Genomic DNA, 23,614 nt, shown 5'->3' on the forward strand with positions numbered 1-23,614 from the left:
TCCCCAGTAACGACACCGCCGTTGAAGCGGATCGGCCGGCCGGGCTTCCGGTGAGATCGACCTCGGCCGCGGTATCCCTCCCCCCGAGGCCGGACGAGGCCCTGCGCCCCGTCCGGCCCCGTCGCGGCCGCGTTCCGCAGCGCCGTCGACGAGCACTACCGGCGCACCCGCTCGGCCACCGAGTACCGCCACATGCTCGGCCACAGCCGACACACCCTGGACCGGGCCCAAGGCTCTCGACCACCCAAGGAAGCCTGCTTGGCCTCCTCTTCGGCCGGCCGCACGGTCAGGCGGGCGCCTGCCGGGTGGGGAGGGCGTGTGACAGGAGGAACTCGGTCGCCCCCGCGATGGCTTCGGCGGAGGTGGCGTGGACGGCCTCGGACTCCTTCTCCTGCTGGTCCGCGGCGGTGGCGGTGAACCACCATGCGTCGGCATCCGGGTCATGGTGAATGACGGCGAGGCCGCCCGCGTACCGAAGGGGGATGGACTCGCCGGCAGCCCTCTTGGCGACGGCGTGCGGCCACTTGAGGCGGGCCGACTGGCGCTTGATGCCGCCCCAGGCCGCGCCCAGTTGGGCGTAGTTGGCTCCGCTGCGGCCGGCGACGGTGGCGGCGCTCTCGGCCAGACGGTCGACGGACCGTTTGGCCTCGTACAGCGACCGCAGCATGGCCAGTTGCACGTCGGGGGCGGCCATGAGCGCGGTGTCGAAGGGCTTGTCGGCCGCGCGATAGGCGAGCGCACGCGTCGAGATGCTCTCGGCCAGCGCTCGGACCGCCTCGAGCACCTTGTCGTCCATGACGAACGTGTCGCCCTCGGTGGGCTCGCGCCAGGCGGGCTCCACCAGAGTCATCGCGGTGGTCCAGAAGTTCTCGTCGTCCCTGTCGGGGGTCGGGATCACATCGTTCATGCGACAAGAATACCTGTCGAGAGGGAGATGCGACAGGGAAAACTGTCGCACTGTGCCCGCGATCGCCGACGGCCCGGCCCCGACCCGCCTACCGGCCGGCGGTCAGCGTCGCCTGCACCTCCGTCGCCAGGGCGATGGGATCGCCCACCGGGGCCGTCGGGTAGCGCTCGTGGCCGCGTGCCCAGGTGTCGTCGTGGGCGAACCAGTCGACGGCGGCTGGGGGCGTGCCCCTCAGAAGGGACTCCTCCAGACCCGCGAAGTACGCGGCCCAGCGCGGCGCGTACACGTCCCGGACGAGTCCGGCCCACTCGCGGTTGGCGTAGTCGCGCAGTCCGCCCTGCTCGCTCTGCCCCCGGCCGCCCCAGGTCGTGAGGATCGACCGGGCGTCGTACTCCAGCTGGTCGCGTTCGGCCGGGTCGGCCCCCCAGGAGCGGGCGGCCGCCAGCCACGGGCCGAGCAGGAACCGCCGGTCGGAGGCGACCAGACGCCCGAGCAGCCCCAGACGGGCGTTCCACTCGGCCGTCAGTACCCGGAACCCCGTCAGGTCCCCCGCCTCGTACGCGGCCCGGATCCGGGGCAACAGGACGCGGGCGCGGTTGGTGAGCGCCTGCCGGGCCACGTCCACGAGGTCGAAGCGGTAGGCGTCCGTGGCCCGCGCCTCCGGCGCGACCCGCAGGAGTTCGGCGAGCGCCCGCTCCACGGTGACCGCCTCGTAGCGCATGGCGGTCGGGCTCCACCGCGCGGACCTGGTCGCCGTCAGGCTCGGCCGTGCGGCGAAGAGGCTGTCCTGCGGCTCGCTCCACGTGCCGGACGGCGTGCTGTACGGGCCGCGGCGCAACTCCTCCCACGCGGCGGCCGCGTGCGGGTCGGCCCCGCCGTAGCGCCGGGCGGCGTACGCCTCGAACCAGGCGCGGTGGTCGATCGGGCCCGGCTGCCAGGCCAGCGCGGTGAACAGGTCGAAGGCGGCGGGGTTTCCGCCGGTGGCCTCCGGGAGGTGGGCGATGCCCCGGAGGGCGCTGCCGGGCGCGGTGAGCCACTCCTGGAAGCGGCGGGTCCACACGGCCGTGTTGGCGCCCAGGGTGGTGTGGCCGCCGAAGTTGCCGATGGCGCCGAAGGCGTAGGGCGTGCCGCCCCACTGGGCCTCGCGGTCGAGCCCGTCGTACCGGTCGGAGAGCCCGTCGACGACGAGCACCCGGCGGCGGTCCACTCCGCTCAGGAGGGTGGCGGTCGGGTTCTTCTGCCAGCCGAGCATGACCCAGGTGGCTCCGGGGCGCGCGGCTTCCAGGGACCGCTGGACGGCCCCGGCGGCGTCGGCCAGGTCGACGCCGCCCGCCGTGCCGCCCTCGTGGAGCAGGTCCATCTTGAACATGCCGGTGTCGCCGAAGCGCTGCCGCTGCACGCGGTAGTAGGTGGCGGCGAGCCGAGCGAAGACCGGACCGGTCGGGTCCAGCCAGTCGGGCCGTTCGAATCCCACCCAACGGCCCTGCGGGACCGTGACCGCGCCGGGGTTCCGCTCGGCGAAGCCCGCCGGGACCGTGCCGAAGAAGCCAGGCAGGACCGGTGTCATCCCCAGCGCGCGCAGATGCCCGGCGATGCGGGCGCCAAGCGTCGCCCGGGCCTCGACGAGCTGCTCGGATACGGGTCCCGCGAAGCCCGACATGTTCTGGAGCAGCCACCAGCCCTGGTGGGCGGGGCCGGGGATCCAGCGGCGGAGCTCCGCCGCGTCGTAACCGAACCGCTGGAGGGCGACGTAGTACGGATACTCGGCGCCCGTCGGGACGAAGACCTCGTTCACGCCGTGCAGCGCCATCAGGTCGATCTGGTGGCGGTACGCGTCGAAGTCGCGGTAGGCGCCGGAGTAGCCCTCGTCGGTGTCGTTCAGGGCGTACCGGTGGGGGACGGACGCCGAGCCGGTGAGGGTGCCAGGGACGGCGGGGAGCGCCTCGGGGAGCCGGTCGACGCTGTCGCCGGGCCAGCCGATGTCGACGCCCGCGACCCGCCCCAGATACTGGCCCACCCCGGTGAGGAGCGTCGCGGGAGAGGTACCGACGACCTCGATGGCGCCTGTCGTGCCGGAGACCGAAAAGCTGTCGCCGGAGCCGGAGCCGGTCCTTACGACGGGGACGAACGTGAACTGCGAGGCGTGGGAGGGCAGGAGGCGCTCCAGGGCGGCGCGCGCGGGCGCCGTGTCGAAGGCGGGCGCGGACGGGGGGCGCTCCGCGGAGCCGCGCGCGGGTTGCGTCGCGGAGGCGGGCACGGGTTGCATCGCGGCGGGTCCGGCCGTCGTCAGGACGGCGAGGGCCAGGACGACGAGGGCCTGACGGCATCGAAGGAACGGGCGGCGGGCCATCCGGCTCCCTGATCGAGGAGGACGACGGGTCCCCACCACTGTCCGACGGGCCGCGCCAGGGGGGACTCAGGCGGAGCCGCGGACGGGCAGGCGCTCATCCGTGCGGCGGTGCGCGGGGCCGTCGACGTCAGCGGGTCCGGCCCACGCCGCGGCAGCAGGACGTCGACACCCGCGTCGCGTACGAGACGACGCTCCCCGACCGTAACCGCCGCCGCGCGACCCGACGGGTGACGTTCCCGCGGGTCGACGGCCGGGGGGCCGTCACGCACGCGCGACGGGCCGATACTCCGGCCATGACACCAGCCCCCCGCGCCCGTTCCGCCGCGCGCCCGCGCCGAGCGCTCGTCGCCGCGCTCACCGCCCTCCTCGCCCTCGGCGGCACGACCCCGGCGACCGGCGGCACCCCGGGCGCCGGCACCCCGGGCGAGGACGACGGCAGCAGGTGCGCCGCCTCCCCCGCACCGGGGCGCGGACCGGCCCGCGAGGTCCTCCGCATCGCCGAACGCGCCGCGGCGGACCTGCACCTCAAGTCCGTGGTCCTGCGGGTGACCGTCGACGGCCGCGAACTCGTCACCGCCGCGCTCGGCGAGTCGATGACCGGGGTCCCCGCCGACCCCGCCATGCACTTCCGCAACGGCAACATCGCGATCAGCTACATGGGAGTAGCCCTCCTGCGCCTCGTCGACCAGGGCAGGGCCGACCTCGACGCCCCCGTCGCACGCTGGCTGCCCGACCTGCCACAGGGCGAGAGGATCACCCTGCGCATGCTCGCCGCCTCGACCACGGGACTCGCCGACTACGTCCGGCTCCCCGCCTTCCAGAAGGCCGTCGGGGCCGACCCGTTCCGGCAGTGGACGGCGAAGGAAGTGGTCGGGCTCTCCACGCGCGAGAAGCGGTGGTACGAGCCCGGCACCAACTGGAACTACTCGCACGCCAACTTCGTCCTCCTCGGCGCGGCCCTGGAGAAGATCACCGGAACACGCCTCGACCGGCTGCTCCGGAAGGAGGTCACGGGGCCGCTCGGACTGCGCGAGACCCGCAACGCCTTCACACCGGACATCCCGGCGCCCGTCCTGCACGCCTTCACCACCGACCGGGGGACGTACGAGGAGTCCACCTTCTGGAACCCCTCGTGGACCACCGCCCCCGGGGCCGTACAGACCACCGACATCTGCGACCTGGCCCGCTCGGCCGCCGGCCTCGGCTCCGGCGAACTCCTCTCCCCGGCCTCCTACCGGCAGTTCCTCGACCCCGGGACAGTGGGCCTCGGCCACGCCACCCGCGACTGTCCCGCCACCGTCTGCATCGCCCAGACCAGGACCACCCACTACGGCCTGGGCGTCCTCGTCCTCGGCGACTGGGTCGCCCAGCACCCCCTGTTCTTCGGCTACTCGGCCTCCCAGGCGTACCTCCCCTCCGAGCGTCTGGCCATCGCCGTCTCGACCACCCGGGCCCCCGACGCCGCCGACGGGCACTCCGCACACCTGATCGCCCAGCGCATCGCCGCCGCCCTCGCGCCCCGGCACCCCATCCCCGACTTCGGCTGAGGCGGGTCGCGTCCGCGCCGCCGCCCGGCCACGGCGGCGCTCGGCGGCGTGGGCTCGGTAGCGTGGGCTCGGTAGCGTGATCACCTGCGGCGTGGAGCGACCACGCGCACCGAGGAGCGAGGCCACCGCGATGAGCGAAGCAGAACCGACGAAGCCCGAGATCACCGTCCCGGAGGGCGAGGCTCCGACCGAGCTCACCATCCGTGACCTCGTCGTCGGGGACGGCCTCGAAGCGAAGCCCGGTAGGGTCGTACGGGTCCACTACGTCGGCGTCACCTTCGCGTCCGGCAAGGAGTTCGACGCTTCCTGGGACCGCGGGGAGCCGTTCAAGTTCGCCGTGGGCGGCGGCCGTGTCATCAAGGGCTGGGATCGCGGCATCAGGGGCATGAAGGTCGGCGGCCGCCGCGAGATCGTCGTTCCCCCACGCCTCGGCTACGGCAACCAGTCCCCCACCCCGGCGATCCCCCCGGGCTCGACGCTCGTCTTCGTCGTGGACCTCCTGTCCGTGGCCGTCTGACACCGGCCCGGACCGGCCCGGACCGGCCCGCTCCCTGCCCCGCACCACGAGCGGCCGGTGTGGATGAGCTGCTCGGCGAGTGGTGATGCCCGCATGCTGCTGAGGTCGAAGCCGCCGCGACTGGTTCTCGCCCCGCGAGCATGATCGCGGGGCGGATCCGAAAGAGGCCGCTCAGTCCAGGCGCATGCAGACCGAAGGCGTCACGTAGTTCTTGTGCACCCACCCGGCGGTCCCCTCGGCCAGTCCGCCCCGGGACTTCTCCGCGAGGGTCACGTGGTACCAGTCGCCGCTGGCACGGTCGACGGTCACGTCGTCGTCCTTCCGTAGATGCCCGAGGGAGGCGAACCGCGTCCCGGCTCCGGTGCGGAGATTCACGGTGTCGGCGCTGACGTCGTAGCCGCAGGGATTGAACTCGGAGGCGGCTGTACGGTCCGGACCGGCGGCGGAGGTGGCGACGGCAGGGGCTGCGGAGGCGGCGGAGGCGGCGAGGAGCGTGGCCGCCGCGAGGGTGGGGAAGATCAGCAAGCGCATGCCCTACCAACTCGGGCGGCCCTTGTACGTTACGGGCTGCGGCTATCGTGCGTCCGTGAACGGCTCCCCGCAGCGCCCCCTGCTCTTCCTCGACGTCGACGGTCCACTCATCCCCTTCGGCGCGCGCTCCCAGCCCTATCCGACCTATACGCACGGTGTTGTTCTTGGCGCTTCCGGGAATCCGCTGCTGTCACGGCTCAATCCCGCACACGGTCCCCGTCTGGCGGCACTTCCCTGCGACCTCGTCTGGGCGACGACGTGGACGATTGACGCCAACGAGCTGATCGCGCCGCGCCTCGGTCTGCCCCCGCTGGACGTCGTGCTCTGGGACGGGACGTCAGCCGACGGCGAGCTGGAGGAGTCGGACGCGCGGAGCGGACTGCACTGGAAGACCCGGACCCTTGTCGCATGGGCCGCCGGGCGCCCCTTCGTCTGGGTCGACGACGAGATCACCGGCGTCGATCGCGACTGGGTCACCGCCCACCACCCGAGCCCCACCCTCCTCCATCGTGTCGACCCCCGTCAGGGCCTGCCCGACGACGACTACGCCGCCCTCCACGCCTGGCTACGGTGACCTACGGAGCGCCCCCGGCCCGCCGGGGCGCCGGAGGTCCAGGGCCTCGTGGAGTTCCGTGACCGTCGCGCGGTCCAGGGGGCCCGTGCGGTCTCCGCCCAGGCGCCGGGCGAGTTCGGGGGCGTACAGCTGGGTGACGCGCCGTACGTGTTCGGCGAAAGCCGCCGTCGCGGCGCGGAGGCGGTGACGGGACAGCAGGAGCATCGCGGCCGTCGCGAGCAGGAAGGGCCAGCACACCGTGCCGAGCAGCAGGTACAGGCAGGCCCAACCGGACAGCAGGGTGGCCGAGTTCACCGCCTGCCGCTCGGCGTTCAGTTCGGCGCGGTCGCCGTCCGGCAGGACCAGCCACAGGCTCGGCCAGACCACCGCGAGGTCGATGCCGTAGGCGTGCCGCAGGTCGGTGCCCGTCCACCAGATCCGGTCGCCGCTCCACGTCGCCCGGCGCGGCTCCCCGGCGTCGATCCTGGCGTTCCGGCGGAGTACCCCGGGTGCGTCGTCCGGCGGGGTGCCGGGCGTGCCGCGTTCGCGGGCGAGGCGCCGCGCCGCTTCCCGGCGCACGGTCTCCTCGTACCGCCGTACCCGGCGCCTGACGACGCGGTGGACGGGTGCGCCGAGGATCGCCGGCCAGCGCCGCCAGTCGTCGGTGAGGGCGGCGATCTCCGTGATCCGGCCGAGGGCCCGGGCCGCGAGTCCGGCCCCGGCCGCCGCGAGGGCGAACGCCAGGACCGCGAGCGCGACCAGTCCGGCGCCCTCGGCCGAGAGATGCGAAGCCGCCGTCTTCGCCGCGGCCTTCAGGCGGTCCACGTCGAGGCCGTGGCCCAGCCGGGAGGCCACGGCCCCGAGCGTGACGTAGAGCGCGCCCCACAGGAGCAGCGGCCCCTCGATCATCTTCTTGCCGACCGAGGAGAGGATCGCGTCCATCTCAGGATCCGTCGCCCGGGACGGGGAGCTCCATCGGTCCTCCGGTCACGGCGCAGACCGGCACCGGTGCCGGGCCTCTCACCGCCTCCAGCCGTCGGCACCGGGCGCCCGGGCACGCGTAGATGGGGGTGAGGGGTCCGGCGCCGGTGTCGGGGGGCTGCGTCGTGTCCAGGCCCGGGAAGGAGGAGGCCGGTGGGGGCACGTCCGCGCCCCGCAGTTCCCCGTACAGGCCCTTGGCGTGTCCCGCGCGCCGCAGGGCCAGGTTCAGGCCGTCCAGCGCCTCGCGCACGTCGGCGCCCGGTCCGGATCCCCCGCCCGCGCCCGTACGAATCGCGGTCAGCGCCGCGTCGAGCGCCGCCGCACCCCCGTCCCGTACGAGGATCGAACGGAACACGGCCTCCCGCTTGCACAGGTACTCCACCGCCCGAGCCGTCTCGTCCGCTCGTCGTGGCATGTGCGCCCACCTCCCCCTGGACTGACCCAGACGATTCGAGTATGACGTCAACTGCCATCGTACGAAGGCAGGTTGAGGACCGACGACGGGCGGGGGCCAACGTGGCAGCCGACACGAGGACGATCGTGCGCACCCTGGTGGCGCGCCTCAAGGACGGGGTGCCGTTTCCTCACGGGCGTCTGGCGGAGGTGCGGGATCTCGCCGCCCGGCTCGACGCCGAGCTGGACCTCGACGAGGACTACGCGGCCCGCAACGATCTCGGGTGGCTGCACTTCTTCCTCCACGCGTACGAGCAAGGGGAGAAGGAACAACAGGAAGCACTCATGGCGGCGCTCGGCTGCTTCGCGCTCAGCCGGCTCAGCGGCGTCGGCGACGTCCCGCGCGCGCTCGACGCCCTCATGGGCATGGCCGTGAGCATGCGGGCCCAGCGGTTCTTCATGGCGGTCCTGGAGGACCCCGGCCCGGACGCGGCGTCCCGCGCCGTCACCGGCATCGACCGGCTGATCCGGCTCGCGGGAGCCGACCACCCCGATCGCGACACCCTCGTCTCCAGCCTGTGCGCCGTGCTGCAGCTGCGGCTCGGGGTCTCCGACGACCCCGTCGAGGCCGCGCGCGCCGTCGAGGTGCTGGATCCGCTGCTGAACGACGCCACCCCGGCCGGGGTGTGGCTGGTGCACGGCCTGGTGCTCAGCCACCGCTTCGACCACACCGCGGACCTCCGCGATGCCAACCGGGCCATCGCGTCGCTCCGGCGCGGTATCACCCTCCTCCCCGCCGACCACCCGGACCGGGCCGGGTCCCTCTCCAACCTGGCGACCGTCCTCATGCTCCGCTTCGAACAGACCTGGTCGCTCGCCGACCTCGACGCCTCCATCACCCTCCACCAGCAGGTGATCACGGCGATCACGGCGGACGAGCCGAACGCCGCCGCCTTCCTGCTCAACCTGGGCGCGGCCCTGACCGCGCGGTTCGAACGCTCCGGGGCACTGACCGACGTCGACGCCGCCGTCGAGTGGCTCCGCGACGCCGTCGGCCGCGCCACGCCGGGAGGCGAGGTGCACCGACGCGCACTGACCACCCTCGGCGGCGCGCTGCTCCTGCGGTACCGCCGCGAGTCCCGGATCGAGGACAACGAGGAGGCCCTGCGCCACGCCAAGCAGGCGCGCCGGCTCACACCGGCCGACCACCCGGACCATCCCCTGCTCGCCTACGCGCTGGGCGCGCTGCTGCACTGCCGCTTCGAGCAGCACCCCGCGTACGACGTCACCGACCTCGACCGGGCCGTCGACCTGTTCCGGCAGGCCGTCGACGCGACCGCGCCCGCGCACCCGTCCTGGCCGGAGTACGTGCTCCACCTGACGACCGCCCTCCAGCAGCGCTACGACCGCACGCGCGACGCCCGGGACCCCGCACGCTCCGTCGAGCTGCTCCGCCGGCTGCTCGCGCGTACCGAGCCGGGCGGGCCACGGCACACCCTGGGCCTGGTCAAGATGGGCACCGCGCTCACCCACATCGGCGCCGCCGCGACCGGCCGGGACGAGGCGCGCGCCGCGTTCGCGGGGGCCGTCCGCTGCCTCACGGCAGCCGCCGACGCCCCCACCGGGCAGACCACGCTGCGTATCGACGCGGCCCGCCTCGCCGCCCTGTACACGTCGGTCACCGACCCCGCGCTCGGCGCCCGGCTCCTGGCGCAGGCCGTGGAGCTCCTGCCGGAGGCGGCCCCCCGGTTCATCCACCGTCGCGACCAGCAGCACGCGCTGGGTGGGTTCTCCGGCCTCGCCGGCGACGCCGCCGCGCTCACTCTCGCGGCCCGCGCCGGGGATCCCGGCCGGAGCCTCGCGGCCCTGCGCCTGCTGGAGTCCGGCCGGGCGCTGCTGCTGAGTCAGCTCCTCGAAACCCGCGACGACCTCACGGCGCTGCGCGAGCGCCGCCCCGAACTGGCCGACCGGTACGAGCACTTGCGCCGCCTGCTCGACACCGACGAGGTCGGCCGCCTCCCCGCCGAGCTCCTCACCCGGCCGGACGCCGCGCCCGAGCTCGACACCCGTCAGCGGCTGCTCCGGGAGTTCGGCGAGACCGTGGCCGCGATCCGGGCGCTCGACGGCTTCGCGTCCTTCATGCTGCCGCCGGCCGCGCAGAGCCTCTTCCGGGCGGCCGACGAGGGTCCCGTGGTGGTCTTCACCGTGAGCCGGTACGGGAGCGGGGCCCTCCTCCTGACCACCACCGGTGTCGACTTCCTCCCGTTGCCCGGTCTCACCCCGGGGGCGGTGGCGCACCGCACCGAGCACTTCCGCGCCGTCGTCACGGCCTCCGCCGACGACGATCCCGCCGTCTCCGTCGCCGCCCAGCGCGACCTCACCGCGCTGCTCGAATGGCTGTGGGACGCCGCGACCGGCCCGGTGCTCGACGCGCTCGGCCTCCGCGCACCGGGCGACGGAGCGACCGGGCCACTGCCTCGCCTCTGGTGGTCTCCCGGCGGGCTGCTCGGCCAACTCCCGCTGCACGCAGCCGGATACCACCAGGGTGAGGACGCCGCGGAAAGCCGCACCGTCATGGACCGGGTGGTGTCCTCGTACACCCCCACCGTGCAGGCCTTGCTGCACGCCCGGCGCCCCACGGTGTCCACCGGTGGTCCGGGCCGGGCCGTGGTGGTCGCGATGCCGACCACGCCGGGACATCCCGACCTCCACCGGGCACTGGACGAGGCCGATGCCGTTTCCGAGCAACTCGGCTTACCGTACGAGGTGTTCGCCTCGCCCGACGAGAGCTACGCGCACGGGACGGGCGCAGCCCCGACCTCGCTCCCGACCTCCGCCCGGGTCCTCGACGCCCTGGGATCGGCCTCCGTCGTGCACCTGATCTGCCACGGCATCAGCGAAGCCGCCGACCCTTCTCACAGCCGTCTCCTCCTGCACGACCACCGCGAAGTCCCTTTCACCGTGCTGAGTTTGGCCCCCGTGAACCTGGACAGCGCGGAACTCGCCTACCTGTCGGCGTGCGAGACGGCGGTGAGCACCCACGACGACCTCGCGGACGAGTCCATCCATCTCGCCTCGGCGTTCCAGCTGATGGGGTTCCGGCAGGTGATCGGCACGCTGTGGAAGGCGTACGACGATGAGAGCGACGAGATCGCTTCGGCCTTCTACCGGGGGCTGGCCGGGCCTGACGGCACACTCGACTGCGGCCGGTCGGCCGTCGCCCTGCACGGGGTGATCCGGGAGCGCCGGGATGCCTTCCCGCGCACGCCGTCGCTGTGGGCGGCGTACCTGCACGTCGGAGCGTGAGCGGGGTTCCCTCGGCCCGGGACTCGGAAAATGGTTCGATCAACCCGGGCCTCTCGCTCTAGGGTCTGCGACGTGGCAACGAAACTGAACCAGATCATCGCCGTCGAGAAGGGCGTGAAGTCGCGGGCTCACCAAGACCTGACGACTGCTCACCACGGCCTGAGCAAGCCCGCGTTGCTCGCCGGAATCTCGCGTACGTACCAGCCGAAGGACGAGGAGGGCGAGCAGCTCCCTCCCGAGTCGACCCTCGTGCAGGTGAAGGCCGAGGACGTACTGCGGGACACCGCACGGGCGTTGACCCGGCTGTTCGATGTGACGGCCACGAAGGACTGGGCGAACTGCGAGGCGCGTGCGGACGTCACCGTCGACGGGCGGGTGCTCGTGGAGCGCGTACCCGTCGCGTATCTACTCTTCCTGGAGAAGCAGTTGACGGACATCTGGACGTTCGTGCGCAAGCTTCCCGTGCTCGACGCCGCCGAGTCGTGGACGCAGGACCCGTCGACCGACGCGTGGAAGACCGAGGTCGTGCGCACGGTGCGGACGAAGAAGGTGCCCCGCAACCACGTCAAGGCCGAGGCGACGGACAAGCACCCGGCGCAGGTCGAGGTCTACTACGAGGACGTTCCCGTCGGGTACTGGACGACGGTGAAGTTCTCCGGCGCGCTGCCCGCCCGGCGGGTCAACGAGCTGCTTGAGCGGGTGGAGAAGCTCCAGCAGGCAGTGAAGTACGCCCGCGAGGAGGCCAACAGCGCCGAGGTCACCGACCAGCGCGTCGGCGACGCCGTCTTCGGCTACCTCTTCGGGTAGCCGGGACACACAGACTCCCCGGCCGTGGCAAGCGGCCGGGGTGCGCGAGGAGCGCAAAGCTGAAGCTGAGCCTTGTCGTGACATCCGCGGTTGATGTGGAGGTTCGAGTCCTCCTCCCGGCACTTCGCGCCGGGATGGCCCAACCTGGCAGAGGCGAACCGCGGTCAATCTCAGACTATTGCTCCAGACTCAGCATGCGCCGCTCATCGCCGGATCGACCGGGCCCGGGCCCTGGTGCGTCGAAATGCCAGTTCGAATCTGGTCCGCCGAGCTCGATCGGCGGTGGTCCAAAGGCAGGACGCGACGCAATGACGACTGACCCGGGTTCTCAAGTGTGCCGGCGTGTGATGTGAGCGGCACCGTCAGGGTCCGAGGGCAGGCTACGCCCTCGGACCCGCTCCTTTTCCCGAGGTCAGCGCGGGGCAAGCAGACAGAACTCGTTCCCTTCGGTGTCCGTCAGGACCCGCCACGAGATGGCGGACTGGTCGATGCCGGGGTCGCCGGCTCCCAAGGCGCGCAGGCGGGCTTCCTCCGCCGCCGGGTCGTCCTCCGCGTACGGGCGGACGTCGAGGTGGACACGGTTCAAGACGGTCTTGGCGTCCGGGGTCCGGATGAACTCCAGGTAGGGCCCGACGCCCTTGGACGACCGCAGCGCCGCCTGGTCGTCGGCGACCCGGTGGACCGTCCAGTCCATGGCCTCGCCCCAGAACCGGGCCATCTCCCGCGGATCGGCGCAGTCGACGACGATCGCGGCGACCGGCCCGGTGTCCCGGTAGGTCTCGCGGGGCTCCAGGACGCAGAACTCGTTGCCCTCGGGATCCGCCATCACGGTCCACGGGACGTCTCCCTGCCCCACGTCGGCGAGCGTCGCGCCGAGACCGCGGAGCCGTTCGACCAACTCCGTCTGGTGGGCGGCCGAGGTGGTGGCGAGATCGATGTGCAGCCGGTTCTTGACCCGCTTCGGTTCCGGCCGGGCCACGATGTCGAGGCATACGGCCACGGGATCGGGGTAGTCGAACCCGACCGGTTCGAGGTTGGTGATCCCCGGCCCCTCGCTGTCGACGCCCCATCCGAGCGCCTCCGCCCAGAAGCGGCCGAGCGCCGCGTCGTCCTTCGCCTGCATCGTGACCTGCACAAGTCTCGTCGTCATGCCCTTCAGCCTAGATCGCGATCTCGCGAGGCCGACGCCCTCGCCGTCCACCACCAGGGCCGATCGCTGCCGCGCGGCAGGCCGGCCAAGAACGGGGGCGATCCGGCAATCGGGAGAAAAACGGAGGCGCACACCCACCCGGGCGACCTAGGGTGCCGACCATGATCAACTGGAGCGGCGTCGAGGCCGCCGACTACGCCGTGCCCGGCGGCACCCGGTCCCCGGACGACCTCGTCGGTGAACTGTCCGCCGCCCTTGCGGACCCCGATCCGCAGATCCGTGACGGCGCACCGTACGCCGTTCTCGCCACCTGGATCGACCGCAGGACGATCGGGACCGCCCGGCGCCTTGAGCTCGGTGACGAGATGGCCGCCCGGTTCACGCATCCCCGTGCCGAGGCGCGCACCTTCGCCCCTCTCGTCCTGGACATGCTCGTGAACGGGGGCGACCTCAAGGCCGGTTGGGTGGACGCCTTCGAGGCCTGGTACCCGGCGGAGTCCGACCTCCGCGGCCACGACGCGACGATCGGTTGGCTGCACGCCGTCGCCCACGGCGCGGATCTCCTCGCCACGCTCGGGCTCCACCCCGACGTCGATCCCGCTCGGATGCTCGCCCTCGCCGCCGCCCGACTCACCACGCCCACCGACCACGTCCTCGACCAGTTGGAGGACGACCGCCTGGCCCGGGCCGTGGCTCGCGTCCTCACCCGCGCGGACCTCACCGAGGCCGACTCCGTCGGATGGCTGGACACGGTCGCCGACCGCTTCGGAGCGGACCGGATCGTGACTCCGGTGCCCGCGCACGTCAGCAACTGCCTGCGCACGCTGCGCCTGCTCTACATCCTCGCCGACCGAGGTGTACGCCCCACCAGCGAGCTTCCGGCCCAGCCCCTGCGGCACCCCGAAGCCGTCAAGTCGGCCGTCGCCGCAACGCTGGACCGGATCGTCAAGCGCTGATCACCCCGACCCCCCGGTCCCCAGGGCCTCCAGCTCCCGCGCGCACAGCCGCACGAACGCGGCGGACAGGCTGAAGCCGATGCCCTGACGGACCGCCGCCGCGAGCAGCCAGCCGAGTACCGCTTCCAGATCGGGCAGGCCGCCGACCGGCCGCAGCAACCACAGCCGCCCCGGCGGCCGCGGCGGCACCCCCGCCCGACCGAGATCGGCGAGTGCGTCCGCCTCCAAGGCGGCCCGCTCAGCGACCGGGGCAGGCCGGCATTCGACGTCCAGGACCCGGCCGTCGGCGGCGAGGGTGGTGTCGATCAGCCAGACGGAGGACCGATCGGGCACCCAGGTCCGGGCGCCCGGCGGCCAGACGTAGGGAAGGAACACCAACACGGGCGCCTGCGGCGCGAGAACCCACCCCAGCTGCTCCAGCTCCCGCACCTCGGGCAGACGGTCCGCCTCCAGTTCGGACGGACCCGAGCGCCGCGCGGCCAGCCGATGCGGGCACCCTTCCACATCCCAGGACATACGGGGCAGAGTACGACCCGGCGACAGCGAACCGGCGACAGATCGCCGACGTTCCTTGTGAATCACCTCCGCGCCCTGCGACCATCGCGGGATGCGCTCGCGAACAGTCGGGATTCCGGACCTGGACGGCACCGAGAAGGTGGCCGTCGTGATCGATGTGATGCGGGCGTTCACCACCGCCGCGTGGGCCTTCCATCTCGGCGCGGAGCGGATCGTCCTCGCCGCCGACGCCGACGAGGCGTTGGAGATCAAGGCGGGCAACCCGGGCTGGCTCGCGCTCAAGGACGGGGCGCCTGCGAGCGGGTTCGACCTGGTCAACTCCCCTGTCCTGATACAGGAGTTTGACCTGACCGGCCGCACCGTGGTCCAGAAGACCACCGCCGGGACGGTCGGAGCTCTGGCGGTCGTCGAGGCCGAACTCGCCCTGTGCGCCAGTTTCGCCGTGGCCGGCGCGACGGCCCGCGCCCTGACCGATGCCGGGGCCGAGTCGGTGACCCTCGTGGCCACCGGCGAGGACGGCCGCGCCACCGAGGACCTGGCGTGTGCCGCGTACCTGGACCGGCTCCTCGCCGCCGGCGGCGGCCGCCCCACACCGACCCCCGCCTCGGCCCCCGCCTCGGCCCCCGACCCGGCTCCCTACCTGCACCGTGCCCGCACGTCCCCGGCCGCGGAAGCCCTGCGCACCGGAGCGCGCGACGGTTCCCGCCCCGCCGACGTGGACCTGTGCTGCCAGGTCGACCGCTTCGACTTCGCCATGCGACTCGGTCTTGAGGACGGCATGGCCGTGCTCCGCCCGTTCCGGACCCGGCAGGACACGGCGCACGCAGTGCACCGCGAGGCGACGCACGACTGAGCGGGGCCGTCCGCGCGTACCGCAGGACTCGCGAGATGATGGGCCTGAACGACGGAACACCAGGTCAGGAGCCTCCATGGCGAAGCAGGTCCACCAGCCCCGCGAGGACGCGGAGTTCGACTTCATCCTCCGGATGAGCCGGGTTCCGGTCCTCGCGTACTTCATCGGGACCTGGCCGAAGGCGATCGAGCCCTGCCGGGCCATGGACCTCGTCATCGGCGACGTCGCCGACGAGTACACCGGCCGCCTCACCGTCGTGCGGACCGACATCGCCCGCTGCCCCGTCGCGACCAAGCGGTACGAGGTCACCGGCGCGCCGTCCTACGTCCTCCTGAAGGCGGGGGAGGCAGGAGAGGCCGTGGCCCACGGTTCGGGCCTGATGACCGGCGCCGAGCTCCGCGGTCTCCTCGAAGAGCACCTCTGACGGGGTGCGTGCGCTAGCTTGCCCGCCATGACCGCCTCTCCCTCGCTCCCCTGGCCGCCCGCACCCCTCAGGACCGAACGGCTCGTCCTCCGGGAGTCCGAGGCCGGGGACCGGGCAGCGTTCGTGGAGCTGTTCGCGTCGCCCGAGGTGGGCGCCCACATAGGCGGCTCCCGGCCGCGTGACGAGGTGGAGCGCTCCGCCCCCGAGGTCCCGGGGCGGCGCCCCGGCTGCTTCGTCGTCGAGACCGACGGCGCGATGATCGGCATGATCACCCTCGATCGCCGCGGACCGGAGCGCCTCGGCCGCGTCCGCCCCGAGGGCGGGGAGACCGAGCTGGGGTACTTGCTGCTGCCGGAGGCGTGGGGGCTCGGGTACGCCTCCGAGGCCTGCCGCGCGGTCCTGGACTGGTTCGCCGGCGTCCAGCCCGGCGAACCAGTGGTGCTCACGACGCGGACCGCCAACGACCGAGCGATGCGCCTGGCCGCGAGGCTGGGGTTCACGGAGATCGAGCGGTTCGAGGAGTACGGCTCCGAGCAGTGGTTCGGCGCCCTGTCCTCGGCCGCCCAGGGGGCCCAGGGGACCCAGGGGACCCAGGGGGCCTGAAGGCGAGTGGACGGCCGCCTCCGCAACCCGACGTCTTACGGAAGTGTCCACGATATGGACACCTGTGTGTGCTCACCACCGACGGGTGCTAGCGTCCCGGCCATGCAGCACACCGCCACCCTCGCCATGATGCGAATGATGCCCCGGACACCGGAGGCGCTTCGCTAGCGAAGCCGTGTGCGCACTAGCTGCGACGGACCCTCCGGAAACGGAGGGTCCTTTTTTGTTGCCCCGGCCGGGCCTCCTCCCCCTCTCCACCCTCGCTCTCCCCCTCCCCTCCCCACCCTCCAGAAGGCGAAGTACCCACCATGGCCCCCGCCCCCGCCCCCGCCCCCGTACCGGTCGTCTCCCTCACCGACTGCGCCGACCCCAACGCCCTGGCCCGCCAGTCCGCCCGTATCGCCACGCTCTTCGGCGCCACTCCGACCGTCCTGCCGCTCACGGGCGCCGACCCGGAGGGCGCCGCCGCGCTCACCCTGCTCGACCTGCTGCGTTCCACGGACCTCATCGGCGGACCGACCCAGCCCGTGGTCGTCCTCGTCAACATCGCCCCCCGGGACGGCCACTGGCCCAACGGCGTCCCCTTCTGTTACTTCCGGCACGGGCAGCACCTGGTCATCAGCACCCTGAGCCAGCGGGTGCTCGCCCCGCTCGCCACCTACCTGGGCCTGACCGAGGTGCACGTCACCGACGTCCGCGAGGTTCTCGAGGCCGCCGCCGCCGGATGGGCCGAGCTCGCGGCGGACGAGGTCGAGGAGATGGTGCGGACGCAGTTCCGCAGCCTCTGGTACGTGCCGCTGCTCGCCCGCTGGCTCGCCGACGGCCGCGAGGTGCCCGCGCAGGCGCACCCGGTGCGCGAGACGGAGTCGGACGACGTGCGGGTCGCCGTCGTCGACAACTTCGGCAACTGCAAGCTGGACCGACCCGCCGCCGAACTGCCCGGCTACACGGGCGAGAAGACCCTCCTCGTGCACAACCGCCACGAGGGCCGCGACGTCCGGGTGCGCTGTTACGACCGGCTCCCCGACGTCCCGCTCGGTGAGCCCGGCATCACCGTCGGGAGCTCCGGGGTCGGCTTCGCCGAGCTGGTGGTCCGCGGCGGTTCCGCCGCCGCCGTCTTCGGCCTCGACCAGGGCGACCGGGTACTGACCCTCGCGGGCTGACCCGTTATCAACGCGTTACTCCCGCGGCACCCGGCCGGATTGACGTCGGCCTCCACGAGCCGGAATGCTGAAAAGTATGTCCGGAACCCTCCTGCTGGTACGCCGCCGCCACGTGGACAACGTGCGCTGCGCGGCCGACCTGTGTCGTTGAGCACACGCCACCGGCCCACTTTCCTTATCTTTTACCGGACTTTCGAAGGATTTCCGATGCTCCGTTCCCGCATAGCCCTCACGGCCTCCGCCGCCACCGTCGTCCTCGCCGCCGCAGCCTGCGCGCCGCAGCCGAAGGCCGACACCGGAGCCGCCGGCTCCGGGGCCCCGAACTGCACGATCGACAGCCCGGCCCTCTTCAAGTCCGGCCAGCTGACGATCGCCACCGACTCCCCCGCCTACGAACCGTGGTTCGACAGCAACACCCCCTCCAACGGCAAGGGATTCGAAAGCGCGGTGGCCTACGCGGTGGCCGGCAAGCTGGGCTTCGCCAAGGAGCAGGTGAAATGGGTGACCGAACCCTTCGCCCATTCCTACGCCCCCGGCAAGAAGTCCTTCGACTTCGACATCAACCAGATCTCCATCACGCCGCAGCGCGAGAAGGCGGTCGATTTCTCCACCAGTTACTACACCGCGAACCAGGCCATCCTGACGCTCGAGAACTCGAAGTACGCGAAGGCCAAGTCCCTGGGCGAGCTCAAGGACGCCAAGATCGGCGTGCAGGTCGCGACGACCAGCTACCAGGCCGTCCTGGAGCAGCTCAAGCCCAGCAAGCAGCCGAGCGTCTTCAACACCACCAAGGACGAGGTCACGGCGCTGACGAACGGTCAGATCGACGCGATCGTCACCGACCTGCCGACCGTCTTCTACCTCGCGGGCGCCGAGCTCGACAACGGCAAGATCATCGGCCAGTTCGGCTACGCGGGCGGCACCCCGGAGAAGTTCGGTCTGCTGCTTCCGAAGGACAGCAAGTACACCGGCTGCGTGAACAAGGCCCTGGAGTCCCTCAAGGCCGACGGCACGCTCGCGCAGCTCACCGAGAAGTGGCTCTCCGCCTCCGCGAACGTCCCCGAGCTGAAGCAGTAACGGGCCGGCTGTGGAACTCACGAAGACCGTGGTGCCGCCGCCCTCGGACGGCACGGACCCCTCCGACTCCTCCGGCGCGGCGGGCGACGCGTACCGGCCGAGCGAGCACGAGCTGGAGCGGCAGCGCTATCGCCGCTCCCGCCGTCGCCGCCACACCTGGATCTCCTTCCTGTGCACCCTGCTCGGGCTGGTGGTCATCGGCACGGCGGCGGTCTCCTCGCCGGGCTGGGAGCGCGTCGACAGCCTGTTCTTCGACGGGGCCGAGCTCCGCGAGGCCTTCCCCGAGCTGCTGCGGGGCTTCTGGCTCAACATCCAGATGTTCCTCGTCGCCGAGGTGCTGATCCTCGTCCTCGGCCTGCTGATCGCCCTGATCCGGGTGACCCGCTCGCCGGGCCTCCAGCCGCTGCGGCTCGCCGCGACCGTCTACGTCGACGTCTTCAGGGGCGTACCCACCCTGCTCCTCGTCTTCCTCGTCGGTTTCGGGCTCCCCGCGCTCCAGCTCCAGGGCACGCCGTCGCAGCCCTGGGTGCTCGGTGTGATCGCCCTCGTGCTCTCGTACGGTGCCTACGTCGGCGAGGTCCTGCGCGCCGGTCTCAACTCCGTGCACCCCGCGCAGCGCAACGCCGCGCGGGCCCTGGGGCTGAACGAGCGGCAGACCCTGCGCCACGTCGTCCTGCCGCAGGCCGTGCGCAACGTGCTCCCGCCGCTGCTCAACGACTTCATCGCGCTCCAGAAGGACACCGCGCTGATCGCCGTACTCGGCCCGCTGGAGGCGTTGCGCGCCGCCCAGATCAAGGCGGACTACGACTTCAACTACACCCCCTATCTCGGAGCGGCTCTCTTGTTCATCGCGGTGACCATTCCGCTGACCCGCTTCGCCGACCGGCTCCAGCGGCGGGCCTCGCAGCGCCAGTGGGCGGAGGCGGGCCGATGAGCGAGGGAAGCCCGGCGGGCCAGGCGTCGAGCCGGCCGCTGCTGCGCATCCGCGGGCTGCGCAAGCAGTACGGGTCCCGGCTCGTCCTGCGGTCGATCGACCTCGACGTCGCCGAGCACGAGGTGGTCTGCCTGATCGGCGGCTCGGGCTCGGGCAAGTCGACGCTCCTGAAGTGCGTGGACCTGCTCGACGTCGTCGACGACGGCACGGTCCACCTGGGTGACAGCGAGCTCACCGACCCGCGGCTCGACCCCGATGTCGCCCGCCGGCGGATCGGCATCGTGTTCCAGGCGTACAACCTGTTCCCGCACCTCAGCGTCCTCGACAACATCACGCTCGCGCCGCGCCAGGTCCACGGCGTCCCGCGCAAGCAGGCGGAGGCGACGGCCCGCGAGCTGCTCGCCCGGCTCGGGCTCGCGGACAAGGAGCGGGAGCACCCGGACCGGCTCTCCGGCGGACAGCAGCAGCGCGCGGCCATCGCCCGCGCGCTCGCCACCGAGCCGGAGCTGCTGCTCTTCGACGAGATCACCTCGGCGCTCGACCCCGAGCTCGTCGGGGAGGTCCTGGACGTCGTCGCGGACCTCAAGCAGCGCGGTCTGACCATCCTCATGGCCACGCACGAGATGGACTTCGCCCGTCGCGTCGCGGACCGGGTCTGCTTCCTGGAGGGTGGCGTGATCGTCGAGCAGGGCACCGCGGAGCAGGTCCTGACCGCTCCGCGCGAGCAGGCCACGCAGCGTTTCCTCGCACGGGCGCTCGAACGTCCCTGACCTCCGCGGGGCGTGTCGCCCCGTTTTCTCCCCCTTCGGCGATGGTGTACTCGGCTCCGCGACGGCGCGGCCCGTGAGACCGGGATTCCGGGCGCCCTCGCCGAAGGGAGAGTGACGACACATGTCCGTGACCGAGCCGCCCGCCTCGCGCGGGAGGACGCTGACCTGGCCGTGGTTCCTGGCCGTGGTGGTGGTGTACCTCGCGGTCCTCAAGGGCGCGGGGCTCCTCGTCGGCGTCGACACCAGTGGCACCGGCGGCACAGGTGGCTCCGACAGCCCGTTCCCGACCACCGAGGCCGTGGTCCGCAACGGGGTCGTGCCCATCGGCCTGTCGGTGGTGTTCGGCATAATCGTGGTGACCTGGCTCGGCTGGTGGGGCGAGGTCCTGCGCTATCGCGCGCCCGTCCGCCGATGGGTCTGGTTCGTGCCGGTCTCCATGGCGGTCTGCGCCCTGCTCGGCATGAACTACGCCAACCTGGCCGACCAGAAGGGCTCACTCGTCCTCGCCCTGGTGGTGATGACGCTTTTCGTCGGCATCGGCGAGGAGCTGATGTTCCGCGGCATCGGCGTGCAGGTCTTCAAGCGCGCCGGATTCAGCGAGGGCAAGGTCGCCCTGTACTCCTCGCTGATCTTCGGCCTCGTCCACGTCAGCAACGCCTTCGGCGAGGGTGTCCAGGCCGTCTTCCAAGCCCTGATCGTCTCGACCTCCGGCTACTTCTTCTACCTCTGCCTGCGCGTCGGCGGCACGCTGCTGCTGCCGATGCTCGTCCACGGGCTGTGGGACCTCGGACTCACGTCGAACCTGGTCGGCGAGGAGCCGGAGGCGTCGGCGGGGATGGTGCTGCCGATCCTGCTTCAGGTGGTGCTGATCGTGCTGGTGGTGGTGAAGCGCCGGGCGGTGGAACCGGCGGCGGCGACGGCGACGACCGTCTGAGGCGGTCGGCTCGGGCTCACCGACAGGGGCGGGCTCACCGACGGGGGCCGATGTCCGCTTCAGCCGTCGCGCCCCCGGCCCGCCGCCGCAGCCACGCCGCCTCCGCGGGCGTCAGGTTCGGATCGGCGAGCTTGTGCCGGGCGACCTCGCGGAGCCGTACCGAGGGATCGGTCCTCGACCCGCTCCGTACGCCCCTCAGCAGCAGACCCCGGCCCAGGCGCGCGGCCAGACCGGGAACGTCCGCGCCGCCGACGGTGACGACGGTCATCGCCAGATCGGCGGCGGGATCGCCGGCGGCCGCGTTGCACCAGTCGATGACCACGGGTCCGCGATCCGTCAGCATGACGTTGCCCGGGTGGAGGTCGAGGTGGAGAACCCGGTCTCCGGTCTCTCTACTGAATCGTTTCGGCAGCCAGCCCGGAGCCGCGATCGCATGCAGCCGGTCGTGAAGCGCGCCCAGCGTCCGGCCGAACGCGCCAACCCGCCAGGGCGCCCGCTCCACGGCCTCCATCAAGGTCGGCCCGTGCAGCCGCTCCATGACCAGGTCGGTCCCGGTGGCCTCGTACACCTTCGGTACGGGGTAGCCGGCCGCCTGTAGGAACGCCATGAGGGGCGCCTCGTGACCGGTCCGCCGACCGTCCCGGTACCGGCGCAGCACCCTGGACTCGTCCACGGCGTACACGTCGGCGTCCCGCCCCCTCGCGATCAACTCCATGTGCGGCAGTCTGTCCTCAGGGCGCACCCCGCGCCAACCCCCGCCCACGGAACACCAGGACACGACACCCATGCCGCATCCCCTCGACGCCCCGGAGGCGGTGTCGGCCGCCGCCGAACCGCTGGAGGAGCTACTCGCCGACGTGAACCACGTGCCGTCCATCGCCCTCTTCCCCGTCGTCCCCGTCGTCCCGGTGACGGGGGGACTCCGCGCCCCCGAGTGGCTGACGGGACTCGCCCAAGCGGTGTACGACGCGGGGGCCGGCGGCCACCAGGTCCGTACGCCGGTCCGCCCGTACACCTCGCCCGAGGCCTGGCGTGACGTCCTGCGCCAGGAGGTGAGCGAGGGGTTCCTGCAACCGGCGACGAGGTACGCGCGCACCGACGGTCCGCCGGCCGACCTGGTCCGGCGGGCGGGCGAACTCGCCGAGGAGATCGCCGACCTCGTCGAGGAGCACCTGGGCCCCGTCCGGACCGCCGCCGACGTGGACGGCCCGCACGCCGGTGACATCGCGTGGCGCAACGTCCTGCTCGTCACCGACGACTGGGCCACGATCCTGCACCTCGGGGTCGGCGACTGACGACGCACCGGTCCAAGGTCAGGCGTCGGGGTCGACTTCGGGGTGGGTGAAGCGCACGGGCCTGCCCAGCGAGCGGGCGTACGCGATCTCGGCCCGGGTGCTGTCGCCGATGTAGTCGCCGACGACGAGGACTTCGTCAGCGAGCCGGATCTTCGCCCGGTGCAGCTCGTCGAGTCGCACCTTCAACGCCTCGGCCTCGACTGGATCGGACCAGAGCCGGTGCGGCGACTTCATGTCGCACCCCGGCTTGACGACGATCCGTCCGGCCGCGGTCTCCCGCACGTCGGCCTCGATCATCTCGGCCATGAAGCGCGTGGAGCCGCAGATCGCGACGATACGCGGGAGGCCCAGGCGCTTCTTCGCTGTGGCGAGTTCCGCCTCGGCGGCGAGCGGTCGCGGTTCCGACACGGCTTCCTCCCGGTGGAGCAGTCCAAGAAATGGGGATACCCGACGATAGCCACTCCCCCGCCACCCCCTGGCTAGTCCTTCACCGGCGGCAGGGCGGCAAGCCTCCTCCACAGCGCGAGCTGTACGTCGTCCACCGGCCTCATCGCACCTTGGTACAGCTGCATGTGCCCGTCCTCCCAGGCCGAGGTGGCGAACACGTACGTCGAGCCGTCCGCGAGGCGGGGCGTACGGCCGGAGTCGAGGCCGTAGGTGACGCGGACCGTGCCGTGCAGGTCTCCCCGGAGCACGGACACGACCTCGACGAGGTAGACGTCCTGCACGGACGCCGAGAACTCCCGGCGCTCCTCGAACGACGTCACCCGACCGGTGAACAGGTCGTCGGCGTGGGGCGCGGTGCTCGCCGCGTCGCTCGCGCGGTACCCGCGCAGCGAGCACCCGCCGTATCCCGGAGCGGTCCACGCCTGATAGCCGAACCAGCCGCCGACACCCAGCAGCCCGAGGGCTACCGTGCCCGCGGCCAGGGCGATCCTCGTCTTCTTCCGCATCATCATCCCCACGACCCACCACCCGTGACGCGCCGGACGCGCCTGTCGCGTCCGACGGATCTAGAACTGTCTCGGGGGACGGTGGTTGCGGGCA

25 protein-coding genes and 1 pseudogene are annotated in these 23,614 nt (G+C 72.3%); 16 read left to right on the forward strand and 10 right to left on the reverse strand.

Going from position 1 to position 23,614, the window contains the following annotated elements:
• Positions 1-286: 286 nt before the first annotated feature.
• Entirely contained in the window at positions 287-907 is a 621-nt protein-coding gene (locus ACFC0Z_RS08270) for a hypothetical protein (protein WP_376434089.1), read from the reverse strand.
• Positions 908-995: 88 nt separating this feature from the next.
• Positions 996-3,257, reverse strand: coding sequence for an alpha-N-acetylglucosaminidase (locus tag ACFC0Z_RS08275; protein WP_376434091.1), 2,262 nt, complete (start codon positions 3,255-3,257; stop codon positions 996-998).
• Positions 3,258-3,550: 293 nt separating this feature from the next.
• Here ACFC0Z_RS08275 and ACFC0Z_RS08280 point away from each other — a divergent pair, with 293 nt between their 5' ends.
• Together ACFC0Z_RS08280 and ACFC0Z_RS08285 are read left to right on the forward strand one after the other, a co-directional pair.
• Positions 3,551-4,804, forward strand: coding sequence for a serine hydrolase domain-containing protein (locus ACFC0Z_RS08280; protein ID WP_376434093.1), 1,254 nt, complete (start codon positions 3,551-3,553; stop codon positions 4,802-4,804).
• A gap of 130 nt (positions 4,805-4,934) precedes the next feature.
• Positions 4,935-5,321, forward strand: a complete 387-nt coding sequence (locus ACFC0Z_RS08285) for an FKBP-type peptidyl-prolyl cis-trans isomerase (RefSeq protein ID WP_376434095.1) — start codon at positions 4,935-4,937, stop codon at positions 5,319-5,321.
• A gap of 171 nt (positions 5,322-5,492) precedes the next feature.
• Here the strand turns inward: ACFC0Z_RS08285 and ACFC0Z_RS08290 are convergent, their stop codons facing one another.
• A complete protein-coding gene (locus ACFC0Z_RS08290) occupies positions 5,493-5,852 on the reverse strand; it encodes an SH3 domain-containing protein (protein WP_376434097.1) in 360 nt (119 codons plus the stop codon).
• A 55-nt stretch (positions 5,853-5,907) separates the two neighbouring features.
• On the opposite strand from ACFC0Z_RS08290, the gene ACFC0Z_RS08295 reads away from it, so the two are divergent.
• Positions 5,908-6,426, forward strand: a complete 519-nt coding sequence (locus ACFC0Z_RS08295) for an HAD domain-containing protein (RefSeq protein WP_376434099.1) — start codon at positions 5,908-5,910, stop codon at positions 6,424-6,426.
• Here ACFC0Z_RS08295 and ACFC0Z_RS08300 read toward each other — a convergent pair.
• Positions 6,418-7,347, reverse strand: a complete 930-nt coding sequence (locus ACFC0Z_RS08300) for a hypothetical protein (protein WP_376434101.1) — start codon at positions 7,345-7,347, stop codon at positions 6,418-6,420. The genes ACFC0Z_RS08295 and ACFC0Z_RS08300 overlap by 9 nt on opposite strands.
• A 1-nt stretch (position 7,348) precedes the next feature.
• A complete protein-coding gene (locus ACFC0Z_RS08305; protein WP_376434103.1) occupies positions 7,349-7,801 on the reverse strand; it encodes a hypothetical protein in 453 nt (150 codons plus the stop codon).
• A 101-nt stretch (positions 7,802-7,902) separates the two neighbouring features.
• Between ACFC0Z_RS08305 and ACFC0Z_RS08310 the strand changes: the two genes are divergently transcribed.
• From ACFC0Z_RS08310 to ACFC0Z_RS08320, 3 genes and pseudogenes are all read left to right on the forward strand, one after another.
• Positions 7,903-11,085: a CHAT domain-containing protein gene (locus ACFC0Z_RS08310; RefSeq protein WP_376434105.1), complete on the forward strand. Its 3,183-nt coding sequence runs from the start codon at positions 7,903-7,905 to the stop codon at positions 11,083-11,085.
• 30 nt (positions 11,086-11,115) lie between these two features.
• Positions 11,116-11,892 (forward strand): hypothetical protein, encoded by a 777-nt coding sequence (locus ACFC0Z_RS08315; protein WP_376434107.1) that lies wholly within the window; start codon positions 11,116-11,118, stop codon positions 11,890-11,892.
• Between the two features lie 34 nt (positions 11,893-11,926).
• Positions 11,927-12,014: pseudogene (locus tag ACFC0Z_RS08320) on the forward strand.
• A gap of 290 nt (positions 12,015-12,304) precedes the next feature.
• On the opposite strand, the gene ACFC0Z_RS08325 reads toward ACFC0Z_RS08320, so the two are convergent.
• On the reverse strand, positions 12,305-13,042 hold the full coding sequence (locus ACFC0Z_RS08325) for a VOC family protein (protein WP_376434109.1): 738 nt from the start codon (positions 13,040-13,042) through the stop codon (positions 12,305-12,307).
• A 161-nt stretch (positions 13,043-13,203) separates the two neighbouring features.
• On the opposite strand from ACFC0Z_RS08325, the gene ACFC0Z_RS08330 reads away from it, so the two are divergent.
• Positions 13,204-13,998 (forward strand): DUF2785 domain-containing protein, encoded by a 795-nt coding sequence (locus ACFC0Z_RS08330; protein WP_376434111.1) that lies wholly within the window; start codon positions 13,204-13,206, stop codon positions 13,996-13,998.
• On the opposite strand, the gene ACFC0Z_RS08335 is transcribed toward ACFC0Z_RS08330, so the two are convergent.
• Complete coding sequence (locus ACFC0Z_RS08335; protein WP_376434113.1) at positions 13,999-14,514, reverse strand: DUF5956 family protein; 516 nt, start codon at positions 14,512-14,514, stop codon at positions 13,999-14,001.
• Between the two features lie 91 nt (positions 14,515-14,605).
• Between ACFC0Z_RS08335 and ACFC0Z_RS08340 the strand changes: the two genes are divergently transcribed.
• The 8 genes from ACFC0Z_RS08340 to ACFC0Z_RS08375 all read left to right on the forward strand — a co-directional run bounded on the left by ACFC0Z_RS08340 (position 14,606) and on the right by ACFC0Z_RS08375 (position 21,272).
• Positions 14,606-15,367: a 2-phosphosulfolactate phosphatase gene (locus ACFC0Z_RS08340; RefSeq protein WP_376434115.1), complete on the forward strand. Its 762-nt coding sequence runs from the start codon at positions 14,606-14,608 to the stop codon at positions 15,365-15,367.
• A gap of 76 nt (positions 15,368-15,443) precedes the next feature.
• Complete coding sequence (locus ACFC0Z_RS08345) at positions 15,444-15,791, forward strand: thioredoxin family protein (RefSeq protein WP_376434117.1); 348 nt, start codon at positions 15,444-15,446, stop codon at positions 15,789-15,791.
• A gap of 27 nt (positions 15,792-15,818) precedes the next feature.
• The gene (locus ACFC0Z_RS08350; protein ID WP_376434119.1) at positions 15,819-16,394 is read left to right on the forward strand and encodes a GNAT family N-acetyltransferase; all 576 of its coding nucleotides are present in this window, start codon (positions 15,819-15,821) and stop codon (positions 16,392-16,394) included.
• A gap of 308 nt (positions 16,395-16,702) precedes the next feature.
• Positions 16,703-17,557, forward strand: coding sequence for an SAM hydroxide adenosyltransferase (locus tag ACFC0Z_RS08355; RefSeq protein ID WP_376434121.1), 855 nt, complete (start codon positions 16,703-16,705; stop codon positions 17,555-17,557).
• A 207-nt stretch (positions 17,558-17,764) separates the two neighbouring features.
• Positions 17,765-18,634 carry an ABC transporter substrate-binding protein gene (locus ACFC0Z_RS08360; RefSeq protein ID WP_376434123.1) on the forward strand — a complete coding sequence of 290 codons (870 nt, stop codon included), beginning with the start codon at positions 17,765-17,767 and terminating at the stop codon, positions 18,632-18,634.
• Positions 18,635-18,644: 10 nt separating this feature from the next.
• Positions 18,645-19,568: an amino acid ABC transporter permease gene (locus ACFC0Z_RS08365; RefSeq protein ID WP_376434125.1), complete on the forward strand. Its 924-nt coding sequence runs from the start codon at positions 18,645-18,647 to the stop codon at positions 19,566-19,568.
• Positions 19,565-20,338 (forward strand): amino acid ABC transporter ATP-binding protein, encoded by a 774-nt coding sequence (locus ACFC0Z_RS08370; protein WP_376434127.1) that lies wholly within the window; start codon positions 19,565-19,567, stop codon positions 20,336-20,338. Before ACFC0Z_RS08365 ends, ACFC0Z_RS08370 begins: the two co-directional genes overlap by 4 nt.
• Before the next feature lie 121 nt (positions 20,339-20,459).
• Positions 20,460-21,272 carry a CPBP family intramembrane glutamic endopeptidase gene (locus tag ACFC0Z_RS08375; protein WP_376434129.1) on the forward strand — a complete coding sequence of 271 codons (813 nt, stop codon included), beginning with the start codon at positions 20,460-20,462 and terminating at the stop codon, positions 21,270-21,272.
• 34 nt (positions 21,273-21,306) lie between these two features.
• Here ACFC0Z_RS08375 and ACFC0Z_RS08380 read toward each other — a convergent pair whose 3' ends face one another.
• The gene (locus ACFC0Z_RS08380; protein ID WP_376434131.1) at positions 21,307-21,987 is read right to left on the reverse strand and encodes a phosphotransferase; all 681 of its coding nucleotides are present in this window, start codon (positions 21,985-21,987) and stop codon (positions 21,307-21,309) included.
• Positions 21,988-22,057: 70 nt separating this feature from the next.
• Between ACFC0Z_RS08380 and ACFC0Z_RS08385 the strand changes: the two genes are divergently transcribed.
• Complete coding sequence (locus ACFC0Z_RS08385; RefSeq protein WP_376434132.1) at positions 22,058-22,567, forward strand: hypothetical protein; 510 nt, start codon at positions 22,058-22,060, stop codon at positions 22,565-22,567.
• An 18-nt stretch (positions 22,568-22,585) separates the two neighbouring features.
• Here the strand turns inward: ACFC0Z_RS08385 and ACFC0Z_RS08390 are convergent, their stop codons facing one another.
• A complete protein-coding gene (locus ACFC0Z_RS08390) occupies positions 22,586-22,975 on the reverse strand; it encodes a hypothetical protein (RefSeq protein ID WP_376434133.1) in 390 nt (129 codons plus the stop codon).
• 71 nt (positions 22,976-23,046) lie between these two features.
• On the reverse strand, positions 23,047-23,526 hold the full coding sequence (locus ACFC0Z_RS08395; RefSeq protein ID WP_376434135.1) for a hypothetical protein: 480 nt from the start codon (positions 23,524-23,526) through the stop codon (positions 23,047-23,049).
• Positions 23,527-23,614: the final 88 nt, after the last annotated feature.

The organism is Streptomyces sp. NPDC056144 (genome assembly GCF_042264145.1).
Lineage (GTDB): Bacteria > Actinomycetota > Actinomycetes > Streptomycetales > Streptomycetaceae > Streptomyces.

Excerpts from the sequence above, each read along its gene's own strand:
- ACFC0Z_RS08270 (WP_376434089.1), bottom strand. The coding sequence starts at position 907 with ATGAACGATGTGATCCCGACCCCCGACAGGGACGACGAGAACTTCTGG.
- ACFC0Z_RS08275 (WP_376434091.1), bottom strand. The coding sequence starts at position 3,257 with ATGGCCCGCCGCCCGTTCCTTCGATGCCGTCAGGCCCTCGTCGTCCTG.
- ACFC0Z_RS08280 (WP_376434093.1), top strand. The coding sequence starts at position 3,551 with ATGACACCAGCCCCCCGCGCCCGTTCCGCCGCGCGCCCGCGCCGAGCG.
- ACFC0Z_RS08285 (WP_376434095.1), top strand. The coding sequence starts at position 4,935 with ATGAGCGAAGCAGAACCGACGAAGCCCGAGATCACCGTCCCGGAGGGC.
- ACFC0Z_RS08290 (WP_376434097.1), bottom strand. The coding sequence starts at position 5,852 with ATGCGCTTGCTGATCTTCCCCACCCTCGCGGCGGCCACGCTCCTCGCC.
- ACFC0Z_RS08300 (WP_376434101.1), bottom strand. The coding sequence starts at position 7,347 with ATGGACGCGATCCTCTCCTCGGTCGGCAAGAAGATGATCGAGGGGCCG.
- ACFC0Z_RS08305 (WP_376434103.1), bottom strand. The coding sequence starts at position 7,801 with ATGCCACGACGAGCGGACGAGACGGCTCGGGCGGTGGAGTACCTGTGC.
- ACFC0Z_RS08315 (WP_376434107.1), top strand. The coding sequence starts at position 11,116 with ATGGTTCGATCAACCCGGGCCTCTCGCTCTAGGGTCTGCGACGTGGCA.
- ACFC0Z_RS08325 (WP_376434109.1), bottom strand. The coding sequence starts at position 13,042 with ATGACGACGAGACTTGTGCAGGTCACGATGCAGGCGAAGGACGACGCG.
- ACFC0Z_RS08330 (WP_376434111.1), top strand. The coding sequence starts at position 13,204 with ATGATCAACTGGAGCGGCGTCGAGGCCGCCGACTACGCCGTGCCCGGC.
- ACFC0Z_RS08335 (WP_376434113.1), bottom strand. The coding sequence starts at position 14,514 with ATGTCCTGGGATGTGGAAGGGTGCCCGCATCGGCTGGCCGCGCGGCGC.
- ACFC0Z_RS08340 (WP_376434115.1), top strand. The coding sequence starts at position 14,606 with ATGCGCTCGCGAACAGTCGGGATTCCGGACCTGGACGGCACCGAGAAG.
- ACFC0Z_RS08345 (WP_376434117.1), top strand. The coding sequence starts at position 15,444 with ATGGCGAAGCAGGTCCACCAGCCCCGCGAGGACGCGGAGTTCGACTTC.
- ACFC0Z_RS08350 (WP_376434119.1), top strand. The coding sequence starts at position 15,819 with ATGACCGCCTCTCCCTCGCTCCCCTGGCCGCCCGCACCCCTCAGGACC.
- ACFC0Z_RS08355 (WP_376434121.1), top strand. The coding sequence starts at position 16,703 with ATGGCCCCCGCCCCCGCCCCCGCCCCCGTACCGGTCGTCTCCCTCACC.
- ACFC0Z_RS08360 (WP_376434123.1), top strand. The coding sequence starts at position 17,765 with ATGCTCCGTTCCCGCATAGCCCTCACGGCCTCCGCCGCCACCGTCGTC.
- ACFC0Z_RS08370 (WP_376434127.1), top strand. The coding sequence starts at position 19,565 with ATGAGCGAGGGAAGCCCGGCGGGCCAGGCGTCGAGCCGGCCGCTGCTG.
- ACFC0Z_RS08375 (WP_376434129.1), top strand. The coding sequence starts at position 20,460 with ATGTCCGTGACCGAGCCGCCCGCCTCGCGCGGGAGGACGCTGACCTGG.
- ACFC0Z_RS08380 (WP_376434131.1), bottom strand. The coding sequence starts at position 21,987 with ATGGAGTTGATCGCGAGGGGGCGGGACGCCGACGTGTACGCCGTGGAC.
- ACFC0Z_RS08385 (WP_376434132.1), top strand. The coding sequence starts at position 22,058 with ATGCCGCATCCCCTCGACGCCCCGGAGGCGGTGTCGGCCGCCGCCGAA.
- ACFC0Z_RS08395 (WP_376434135.1), bottom strand. The coding sequence starts at position 23,526 with ATGATGATGCGGAAGAAGACGAGGATCGCCCTGGCCGCGGGCACGGTA.